Consider the following 6996-nt stretch of genomic DNA (forward strand, 5'->3'; position numbering starts at 1 on the left):
CCGAGCGCGCCGGCATTCGACGCGGCGGCGACCATCGCGGTCGTGGTCGCGCCGACCATCGGCGCCTGCACGAGCGGCAGGCGCAGGCCGAAGCGTTCGGAAAAGGGCGTGGAAAACAGACGGGCAGACATGGCGAATCCTTCGATGACGATGCGCGAAAGCGCTTTGTAAAGGCCGGCACATCGACTCTATCGAAGCGGCGCAGCGCCGAAAAATGAATAATCGAGATCGAAACGATCGCTGCGCGAGAAGCGGGCGCGCGCCCTGCACCGTCACACGATCGGTGGCACACTAGGCCGCCTCTTCCAACCCGGGGCGCGCATCGCGCACCCCGTTCGCCAGGAGTTCAGAACGTGACTGCCCAATGGATCGACATCCCCGCCGGTAACGACAGCTTCGGCGGCTATCTCGCGCTGCCCAAGCGCGGCAAAGGCCCTGCCGTCATCATCATCCAGGAGATCTTCGGCGTGAACTCGCACATCCGCGCGGTCGCCGACCAGTACGCGTCCGACGGCTTCGTCGCGCTCGCGCCGGACGTGTTCTGGCGCACGCAGCCGCGCGTCGAGCTGACCTACGAAGGCGCGGATCGCGACAAGGGCATCGAGCTGATGAAAAAGACCGACGTGGGTCTCGCGGTCGCGGACATCGGCGCGGCAGCCGATGCATTGCGCGCACGCCCCGAAGTGGCCGGCAAGGTCGCCGCGATCGGCTACTGCTTCGGCGGCCAGCTCGCGTACCGCGCGGCCGCGACCGGCAAGATCGACGCGGCGGTGGCCTACTACGGCGGCGGTATCCAGAACGCGCTCGACCTCGCCGGCAAGGTCACGCAGCCGATCCTGTTCCACTACGCGGAAAACGACCACGGCATCCCGCTCACGGCCGTCGACCAGGTGAAGGCCGCATTCGCCGGCCACGACCATGCGTCGTTCCACGTGTATCCGGGCGCCGAGCACGGCTTCAACTGCACGGACCGCGCGTCGTACAACCAGCGCGCGTCGGCGCTCGCGCATGGCCGCACGCTGACCTTCCTCGCCGAGCACCTCTAAAAACGGCCGGCCGCGGGCCCCGCGCACCGGGCCCGCGTTATGCTGCTGTCATCGCCACGAGTCACAACGGGGGTGACTGCGATGCACTCGGACTATCTCGCGCATGACGCGATCGGCCTCGCCACACTGGTACGCGAACGCAAGGCGAGCCCGCGCGAACTGCTCGACGCCGCGATCGGCCAGGCCGAAGCGGTCAACAGCGCGATCAACGCGATCGTGCTGCAGGACTACGAAGCCGCACGCCAGCGTGCGGCCGCCACACCCGACGGCAGCGCCGACGCGCCGTTCGCCGGCGTTCCGTATCTCGTGAAGGATCTCGGCGCGGCGGTCGCCGGGCTGCCGCTGTCGATGGGCAGCCGGCACTACCGGTATTTCGTGCCCGCCGACGATTCGCCGGTGATCGCGCGCAGCCGCGCAGCCGGCCTCAACGTGTTCGGCAAGACCAACACGTCGGAAATCGGCCAGATGCCGTACACGGAACCCGAACTGTTCGGCGCATGCCGCAACCCGTGGAATCTCGATCACACGCCCGGCGGCTCGAGCGGCGGCGCGGCGGCGGCCGTCGCGGCCGGCATCGTGCCGATCGCGCATGCATCCGACGGCGGCGGCTCGATCCGCATTCCGGCGTCGTGCTGCGGGCTGTTCGGCCTGAAGCCGAGCCGCAACCCGGTACTCGTCGACCTGCCGTCGAACGGCGAGCTGGTCGTCCAGCATGCGGTCACGCGCAGCGTGCGCGACAGCGCGCTGCTGCTCGACGTGACGACCGGCCAGACCTTGCCGGCCGGCGCGCCCGGTACGTTTCTCGGCGAACTCGACACGCCGCCCGGCCCGCTGCGGATCGGCCTCGTGCTCGACCCGATGCTCGCACCAGCGCTCGCCGACGACACGCGCGCGGCGCTCGACGACGCGGCCGCGCTGCTCGAATCGCTCGGCCACCATGTCGAGCCGGCGACGCTGCACGTCAACTACGCGCGTGCGGCCGAAACCTTCCTCACACTATGGGCGACGATCGCCGAGGAGATGGTGCTCGGTGCACGCGCGCTGACCGGCCGCACGCCGAAGCGCGGCGAATTCGAAGCCGCGACGTGGGCGATGGCCGTGGTCGGCCGGCGCCTCGCACGCACGCGCCTGCCGGACGTGCTCGAATGGCAGCGCCAGCTCACCGTGCAGGTGGCCGGCCTCGTGTCGCGCTACGACGCGATCCTGTGCGCATCGCTCGCGGGCCCGCCGGTGAAGATCGGCGAATTGCAGCCGACGCCGTTCGAAGCGGCGCAGATGAAGGTGCTCGCCGCGCTGCCGGTGAAGCCGCTGCTGAAGGAAATGCTCGCGAAGTCGTCGGAAAAGGCGTTCACGTGGGCCGGCTGCACCGAGCTGTTCAACCTGACCGGCCAGCCGGCGATGTCGGTGCCGCTCTACTGGAACGCACGCGGGCTGCCGATCGGCGTGCAGTTCGCCGCGCGTCACACCGACGACGCGCTGCTGCTCCGGCTCGCCCGGCAGCTCGAACAGGCGCGGCCGTGGTTCGAGCGCCGCCCGCCGCTGATGCAGGCGCAGCGCTGACGCCCGCGGCCGCGCTCCGCCGTCATCGAAAAAAAAGCCCCGCCGGCATCACCGGCGGGGCTTTTTCGCATGCAATCGCGTAAGCGCGCTTACACGACCAGCCGTTCACAGATCGTCCGCGTCGCGGCCGCCGTGTTCAGCGTGTAGAAGTGCAGACCCGGCACGCCCGCGTCGACCAGACGCTGGCACAGGCTCGTGACGACGTCCGCGCCGAACGCACGGATCGACTCGCGATCGTCGCCGAAGCTCTCGAGCCGGCGCGCGACCCAGCGCGGCACTTCGGCGCCGCACATCTCGGAGAAGCGCATCAGCTGCGAGAAGTTCGTGATCGGCATGATGCCCGGCACGATCGGCACCTCCACGCCCAGCTTGCGCGCATCGTCGACGAAGCGGAAATACGCGTCGGCGTTGAAGAAGTACTGCGTGATCGCGGAATTCGCGCCGGCTTTCACCTTGCGCGCGAAATTCTCGAGATCGGCCTTCGGCGAGCGCGCTTGCGGGTGGTACTCCGGATAGCCGGCAACCTCGATGTGGAACCAGTCGCCATGCTCGGCGCGGATGAAGCTGACGAGTTCCGACGCATAGCGCAGTTCGCCGACTTCGCCCATCCCCGACGGCAGGTCGCCACGCAGCGCGACGATGTGACGGATGCCGTACGAGCGGTACTGGTCGAGGATCGCGCGCAGGCTGTCGCGCGACGAACCGATGCACGACAGGTGCGGCGCGGCCTCGAGGCCGTCCTTCTGCATGTCGAGCACCGTATCGAGCGTGCCCTGCTGCGTCGAACCGCCGGCGCCGAACGTGCAGGAAACGAATTTCGGCTTCAGCGGCAGCAGTTGCGCACGCGTGGCGCGCAGCTTCTCGACGCCTTCCGCCGTTTTCGGCGGGAAGAATTCAAACGAGAGTTCGATCGGTTTCATGATTCGAAGAGGTCAGCCGATGTCGCGCTGACCGAAGATCAGGGCGGACAGCAGCCACGACACGATGCTGTACAGGATCGAACCGAAGAACGCGGACCAGAAGCCCGACACCTCGAAGCCCTTCAGCAGCGACGACGCGAACCAGAAGCACAACGCGTTCACGACGAGGATGAACACCCCGAGCGTGACGATCGTGACGGGCAGCGTCAGCAGGATCAGCACCGGACGGATCACCGTGTTGATCAGGCCGAGCACGACCGCGATGATCAGCGCCGTGCCGAAGCTCTTGATGTGGATCGACGGCACGAGGTACGTGATGATCAGCAGCGCGAGCGCGTTGATGACCCAGGTGAGGATGACGCTCATGGAGTGCTCCGGTTCGGTTGTCGATCGGTACGATCAGTGGCCGCCGCCGGCTGTCGCGGGTACCCGAAGGCACGCCGCGACAGCCGGCGATCCCGCGCCGTGCCGCCGTACCGGGTGCGCGTCGGCGACGCGCGCACGGCACCGCGGCAGCGGCGCGTCGGATCAGTAGCGGTAATGGTTCGGCTTGAACGGGCCGTCCTTCTGCACGCCGATGTACGAAGCCTGTTCGTCCGACAGCACGGACAGGTTCGCGCCGATGCGCGCCAGGTGCAGGCGCGCGACCTTTTCATCGAGGTGCTTCGGCAGCACGTACACCTTGTTCTCGTACTCGTTGCCGCGCACGAACAGCTCGATCTGCGCGAGCGTCTGGTTCGCGAACGAGTTCGACATCACGAACGACGGGTGGCCGGTCGCGCAGCCGAGGTTCACGAGGCGGCCTTCCGCCAGCAGGATCACGCGCTTGCCGTCCGGGAAGATGATGTGGTCGACCTGCGGCTTGATGTTTTCCCACTGGTACTGGCGGGTCGACGCGACGTCGATTTCCGAGTCGAAGTGACCGATGTTGCAGACGATCGCGTTGTGGCGCATCGCCTTCATGTGATCGTGGCCGATCACGTGGAAGTTGCCGGTGGCCGTCACGAAGATGTCGGCCTTGTCGGCTGCGTATTCCATCGTCACGACGCGGTAGCCTTCCATCGCCGCCTGCAGTGCGCAGATCGGGTCGATTTCGGTGACCCACACGGTGGCGCCCAGGCCGCGCAGCGATTGCGCGCAGCCCTTGCCCACGTCGCCGTAGCCCGCGACGACCGCGACCTTGCCCGCGATCATCACGTCGGTCGCGCGCTTGATGCCGTCGACCAGCGATTCACGGCAGCCGTACAGGTTGTCGAACTTCGACTTCGTGACCGAATCGTTCACGTTGAACGCCGGGAACGGCAGGCGGCCGTCCTTTTCCATCTGGTACAGGCGGTGCACGCCGGTCGTGGTTTCTTCGGTCACGCCCTTGATGTGCGCGAGGCGCGTCGAGTACCAGGTCGGGTCCGCGTCGAGGTGCTGCGCGATCGACTTGTACAGCGCGACTTCTTCCTCGTTGGTCGGCTTCGCGATCACCGAACGGTCCTTCTCGGCCTTCGCGCCGAGGATCAGCAGCAGCGTTGCGTCGCCGCCGTCGTCCAGGATCATGTTCGCGAATTCGCCGTTCGGCCATTCGAAGATGCGGTGCGAGAATTCCCAGTATTCGTCGAGCGATTCGCCCTTGAACGCGAACACCGGCGTGCCGGCTTCGACGATCGCGGCAGCGGCGTGGTCCTGCGTCGAGAAGATGTTGCACGAGGCCCAGCGGACGTCCGCGCCGAGCGCCTTCAGCGTCTCGATCAGCACGCCGGTCTGGATCGTCATGTGCAGCGAACCGGCGATGCGCGCGCCCTTCAGCGGCTGCTGTGCCTTGTATTCGTCACGGATCTGCACGAGGCCCGGCATTTCGGTCTCGGCGATGTTCAGTTCCTTGCGGCCCCAGCCGGCCAGCGCCATGTCGGCGACGACGTAATCGTTGGAAGCTTTGGAATCGATAATGGCGTTCATCACGCCCTCCTTTCTAAAAAGTTTCTAGATTGGTGACGTGAGCGCCGTTCAGGAAGCGGGGCCGACGCGGTTGTGCCGCACGACTGCTTGGTGAAGCCTTCCGAGCCTGGCGGACGCAGAGTGGTCCGTCGCAACGCTCCTCGGAAAGCGGAGAGGATTGTAGCAAATCGGCGCGCGGAATGCGCAAGCACCGCGCACGGCGCACCGACGGCGCAAGCGCGCGGCGTCGGCGCGCGCCGCCGTCAAGAAAGGGTCAGGACTCCGCGCCGACCCACGCCTGTTCGCGCAACCGCGCGCGCAGGCGCGCGACGGCCTGGCTGTGCAGCTGGCACACGCGCGATTCGCTCACTTCGAGCACCGCGCCGATCTCGCGCAGATTCAGACCCCGTTCGTAGTACAGCGACATCAGCAGCTTCTCGCGCTCCGGCAGCCGCTCGATCGCCTCGACGAGCGCTTCGCGCAGGTGGTCGTCGAGCAGCGCCGACAGCGGATCGGCGTGATCGACGCGGTAGCGGTCGAGGAACGGCTCGTCGTCGGCCGCGCGGTCGAAATCCTCGTAATAGATCAGCTGGCTGCCGTGCAGGTCCTGCAGCATCCCCTGGTATTCGTCGAGCGGCATGTTCAGGTGCTGCGCGATTTCGGTCTCGCTCGCCGAGCGGCCGAGATTCTGCTCGACCTGGTGCACCGCGTGCTCGACCTCGCGCGACGTCTTGCGCAGGCTGCGCGGCAGCCAGTCGTTGCTGCGCAGCTCGTCGAGCATCGCGCCGCGGATACGCTGGGTCGCGTACGTCTCGAACTGCGCGCCCTGGTCTTCCTTGTAGCGGCCGGCCGCGTCCATCAGGCCGATCATGCCGGCCTGGATCAGGTCGTCGAGGTCGACGCTCGCCGGCATCTTCGCGACGAGCTGCAGCCCGAGGCGGCGCACGAGCGGCGCATATTGCGCGAGCACGTCGGCCTGGGACATCTTTCCTTGAGCGTTGTACATCATGGCTCTCTCCTTCCGGTGGCGCTCACGCGGCGTGTGCCGCGCCCGCCTCATACGACGGCTTGCCGCCCGCGTGCACGGCGCGGCCCGCACCCGAACGCGGGCGCATCGGCCAGTACAGCAGGTCGGCGGCAATCTGCCGGCAGTCGCGCGCGGCGGCCGACGACGGGAACGCATCGACCACGACACGCATCAGCTCGCGTGCGTGCTCGACGAGCGGATCGGCGCTCACGCAGCCCGCGTCGGCGATCGACACGGTCAGGTAGCGGCTCGCGACGCCCGCGAGGTTGTCGAACGCGACCTTCGCGTCCGCATGGCTGCCGACGTGATTGGTCAGCACGCGGAACTGCGCGAACGCATGCGCGAAATGCAGCCGCTTCATGCACGCGTACGCCTCGGTGATCGCCTGCGCGGCGACCCGCGTGACGACCAGCACGTCGTGCGCTTCGCGGGCGAGGGCCGAGAACGACCCGTCGGCGCCGAGCTACGCGTCGGCGAGGACGATGTCGGCCGGCCCGTCGATGAAATCGCTCAGTTG

Annotated in this window: 6 protein-coding genes, 2 pseudogenes and 1 riboswitch; of the genes and pseudogenes, 2 read left to right on the forward strand and 6 right to left on the reverse strand. The window is 67.5% G+C overall.

Going from position 1 to position 6996, the window contains the following annotated elements; genetic code table 11:
- Window positions 1-131, reverse strand: a pseudogene (locus G3N99_RS42120) (nitronate monooxygenase); the annotation flags it as partial.
- A gap of 222 nt (window positions 132-353) precedes the next feature.
- Here G3N99_RS42120 and G3N99_RS31605 point away from each other — a divergent pair.
- On the forward strand, window positions 354-1046 hold the full coding sequence (locus tag G3N99_RS31605) for a dienelactone hydrolase family protein (protein WP_174954882.1): 693 nt from the start codon (window positions 354-356) through the stop codon (window positions 1044-1046).
- Window positions 1047-1127: 81 nt separating this feature from the next.
- The gene (locus G3N99_RS31610) at window positions 1128-2606 is read left to right on the forward strand and encodes an amidase family protein (RefSeq protein ID WP_206124349.1); all 1479 of its coding nucleotides are present in this window, start codon (window positions 1128-1130) and stop codon (window positions 2604-2606) included.
- Between the two features lie 89 nt (window positions 2607-2695).
- Here the strand turns inward: G3N99_RS31610 and metF are convergent, their stop codons facing one another.
- From metF to G3N99_RS31635, 5 genes and pseudogenes are all read right to left on the reverse strand, one after another.
- On the reverse strand, window positions 2696-3526 hold the full coding sequence (gene metF, locus G3N99_RS31615) for a methylenetetrahydrofolate reductase [NAD(P)H] (RefSeq protein WP_174940045.1): 831 nt from the start codon (window positions 3524-3526) through the stop codon (window positions 2696-2698).
- Window positions 3527-3538: 12 nt separating this feature from the next.
- Window positions 3539-3892 carry a phage holin family protein gene (locus G3N99_RS31620; protein ID WP_006477367.1) on the reverse strand — a complete coding sequence of 118 codons (354 nt, stop codon included), beginning with the start codon at window positions 3890-3892 and terminating at the stop codon, window positions 3539-3541.
- Between the two features lie 162 nt (window positions 3893-4054).
- Complete coding sequence (gene ahcY, locus G3N99_RS31625; RefSeq protein ID WP_011350612.1) at window positions 4055-5473, reverse strand: adenosylhomocysteinase; 1419 nt, start codon at window positions 5471-5473, stop codon at window positions 4055-4057.
- 32 nt (window positions 5474-5505) lie between these two features.
- Window positions 5506-5621: riboswitch (S-adenosyl-L-homocysteine riboswitch) on the reverse strand.
- Between the two features lie 105 nt (window positions 5622-5726).
- Window positions 5727-6461 carry an RNA polymerase sigma factor FliA gene (locus G3N99_RS31630; RefSeq protein ID WP_174940047.1) on the reverse strand — a complete coding sequence of 245 codons (735 nt, stop codon included), beginning with the start codon at window positions 6459-6461 and terminating at the stop codon, window positions 5727-5729.
- A 22-nt stretch (window positions 6462-6483) separates the two neighbouring features.
- Window positions 6484-6996 (reverse strand): annotated as a pseudogene (locus G3N99_RS31635) (MinD/ParA family protein); the annotation flags it as partial.

Source organism: Burkholderia sp. Ac-20392, assembly GCF_017104585.1.
Classification (GTDB): Bacteria; Pseudomonadota; Gammaproteobacteria; order Burkholderiales; family Burkholderiaceae; genus Burkholderia; species Burkholderia lata.